Below are 2,701 nucleotides of genomic sequence, written 5' to 3' on the forward strand. Positions count from 1 at the left end.
ATTGTAGGATGTTTTATATATAGAATTAAAATATTACCATGTCCTGGCATATCGCGAAAAATAAAGGTCATTTTCTTATTGTGGCTTTCAGGGTAGATCGACTGGAAAGGTCTGACAATTTGATGCGCGCGGGTTGAGAAAGAGCTTAAATAACTGAAATATAAAAAGCTTTATGCTTGATGATTTTTATCCTCAGAAATATTAAATAATTTATTAATTGTAGAGCGCTTTGCGTAATGATCAACAAATATATGTTGTTCGTTTGGTTTTTCAGAAAAGATTGAATTTTTGATTAAGAGTAACCGAGCTAAAATATAGCTTCATTGAAATATTACGTTCATAGGGTTTCAGGCAGCGCTGAGAGCTGCATTATTGCTTGTCAGATCCCGTAAGAGAAAAAAGCCTCGGAGGTTAGAGGCATTCTCGGATTTAACACGCGTTGTCAGTAACAATAAAGAAAAAAGCAAACTCGACTACTACTCTCAATACGCAGGTTAATTATGATAATGCTTTTAAAAAAAAGGTTCTTAATGTTTGTTGCAGGCTGGTTTTTCTGTGCGACAGTGCTGCTGTTTAGTATGACCACGAAAGCGTTCGCAATAAATTGTTCTGCGGCCAACCAAACCCCTGAAGTTTTCACCGTTACCATTGCCGGTAATTTTTCGGTGGGGGCGGATGTGCCAGTGGGCAATACTCTTTACCGTTCAACCGTGTTTCAGACAGCGTTTACTGGCATCCAGTGCGATGCACCGTTCAGCGTACCGAATTACTGGTCGGTCAGTAGTCAACCTTCCGGACCCGCTTTTTCTCTCTCCATGGCTGATCTGACCGGGCCGGTATATCCAACAAATGTTCCGGGTATCGGTGTCGCGGTCTGGTATGCAGGCAATACCTTTTCATTAGATAAACCTCTGGCGTCTGGTACTTATAGTTTAACTACTGCGGGAGTAATGGCATATAAAAGGCAGTTTGATTTTTCCTTAGTTAAAACCGGACCAATTAATACCTCTGTGAGTGTGCAGGGGAGTTCGTTCCCGACCGTCATAACGTATGCAGCAGCAACAAACGGGTATACAGGTTTACCCATTACGACATTACGACATTACGCGTTAACTTTAACGGGAGTATGAATATTACCGTACCAACCTGTACCACAAGTGACCAAACCATCACGCTGGGAGACTTTGATCTTAGAAAAACGTTTACCGGGCCGGGTTCGGTAACTCGTTGGGTGGATTCCTCAATTCAGTTGAAGAACTGCCCAACATTTTTTGGCTTTTATGGTCACTCTAATGGGCAAGGGGTAACTGGTGGGGGAACGCCAACGGGAGGAACCGTTAGCGCAAATATGATTACTGTTTCGTTAAACCCGCTTACTGACTTTCTGTCAACCAACGACGGGATTTTTGCTGTAACAGGCACTAGTGATGCCAGTGATGCCGCGAAGGGCGTCGGGATACAACTGGGTTATTCCACCAACATAAATGCTGAACCGACATCCCCCACGACGATCTGGAAAAAAGGGATAACCTGGAATATCAATCTGCCCAGTGATGGACGTGCTAATGTGCGTATTCCTCTTGCCGCCAGGTATAATCAGACTGCTGCGGTAGTTTCACCAGGGGTAGCAAATGCTAAGGTCGTCTTCACCCTTACTTATAAATAACAGGCTACATGTGACAGGGATACAATAAAAAAAACATTTGTTGAAGAGGATTGGATTTTTTAATTATGTAAGGAATATTCTGTCGCTTCCTTATGTGAAGATATTTTTAGTTACTCTAATCACTAATAGCGTTAATCGTGATAAACGGTTCTGCTTTCTGGAAGAAGGCAGAACCGAATGAATGGAATAGATAAACCTCAATGCTTCGTGAACAGATAAAATCCTCTCCCTGAGATTGGGTTATCAGCGTTCACGCTGGAGTACAGAGTGACTGGCAATAAAAATCGATGAGATAACGGGATATCGGCTGCACACCGGAACGGCGCATCGCTGGTTGCCGTCTGCCGGGTTGGTATGGCGCTGGGCATCCGGTCTTTTGTGAAAATGAAGTGGATATTCACCTCACTCCCAAAATCGGTGCAAGCTGGCAGTTGTGCGGGTAACAAAAGCACGTGGTGACGCCCGGTCAAAATGAAAAGTCCTGTCTGGCAGGGGCGCAACACAGCAGTACAGGTAGAGTCAGGTATATGGGTGGAAACAGTGACAACGCATCCTTATTTATTAGCCTGTTAAACGCGTAAGGGGCCAGGGAGATCAAATCTAGTTTGATGCGTAAAAAAAGTTAATTTTAAAAATACATGTATAATTTTTATTGTTTTGTTGCTTTGAATTGCTTGTGTGTATTTGTTTTTATAAAAAATAAGATGCGTGTCACACATTATTTTATTTTGCATTTCAGTTTGCAAAGATTCTTATATAAAGAACGCTCTGTAGAGGATGCTATTCATATAAATTTATAATAATTAACTTATTGAGCGAGGGAGTGTAATGAATTGTCTTTTTTAATAATAACGCCAGAAAAATAAAACACATACTAGCACAGTCATGATAATATAAAAAAGTTGTATGATTAATTGTGGGTTTATTTGTTTTTTTTATAATTAGAGTATTGTTTTCTGCATTGCTACATTATGTAGTTTATTGTTTTATTTATATAATTTTAAGGTTGAGTTGTTGGGGTGTGCGGTTTTCTGG

Annotated in this window: 2 protein-coding genes and 1 pseudogene; all 3 read left to right on the forward strand. The window is 40.9% G+C overall.

Annotated features, from left to right (window positions below; all coding sequences use genetic code 11):
- Positions 1–500 precede the first annotated feature (500 nt).
- The gene (locus GV764_RS19200; protein WP_161661518.1) at positions 501–1,130 is read left to right on the forward strand and encodes a hypothetical protein; all 630 of its coding nucleotides are present in this window, start codon (positions 501–503) and stop codon (positions 1,128–1,130) included.
- On the forward strand, positions 1,127–1,666 hold the full coding sequence (locus GV764_RS19205; protein ID WP_161661519.1) for a fimbrial protein: 540 nt from the start codon (positions 1,127–1,129) through the stop codon (positions 1,664–1,666). The genes GV764_RS19200 and GV764_RS19205 overlap by 4 nt, the downstream gene beginning before the upstream one ends.
- 197 nt (positions 1,667–1,863) lie before the next feature.
- A pseudogene (locus tag GV764_RS22175) lies at positions 1,864–2,238 on the forward strand (transposase); the annotation flags it as partial.
- Positions 2,239–2,701 lie beyond the last annotated feature (463 nt).

The sequence above is a fragment of the Atlantibacter hermannii genome (assembly GCF_009907385.1).
Classification (GTDB): Bacteria; Pseudomonadota; Gammaproteobacteria; order Enterobacterales; family Enterobacteriaceae; genus Atlantibacter; species Atlantibacter hermannii_A.

Excerpts from the sequence above, each read along its gene's own strand:
- GV764_RS19200 (WP_161661518.1), top strand. The coding sequence starts at position 501 with ATGATAATGCTTTTAAAAAAAAGGTTCTTAATGTTTGTTGCAGGCTGG.
- GV764_RS19205 (WP_161661519.1), top strand. The coding sequence starts at position 1,127 with ATGAATATTACCGTACCAACCTGTACCACAAGTGACCAAACCATCACG.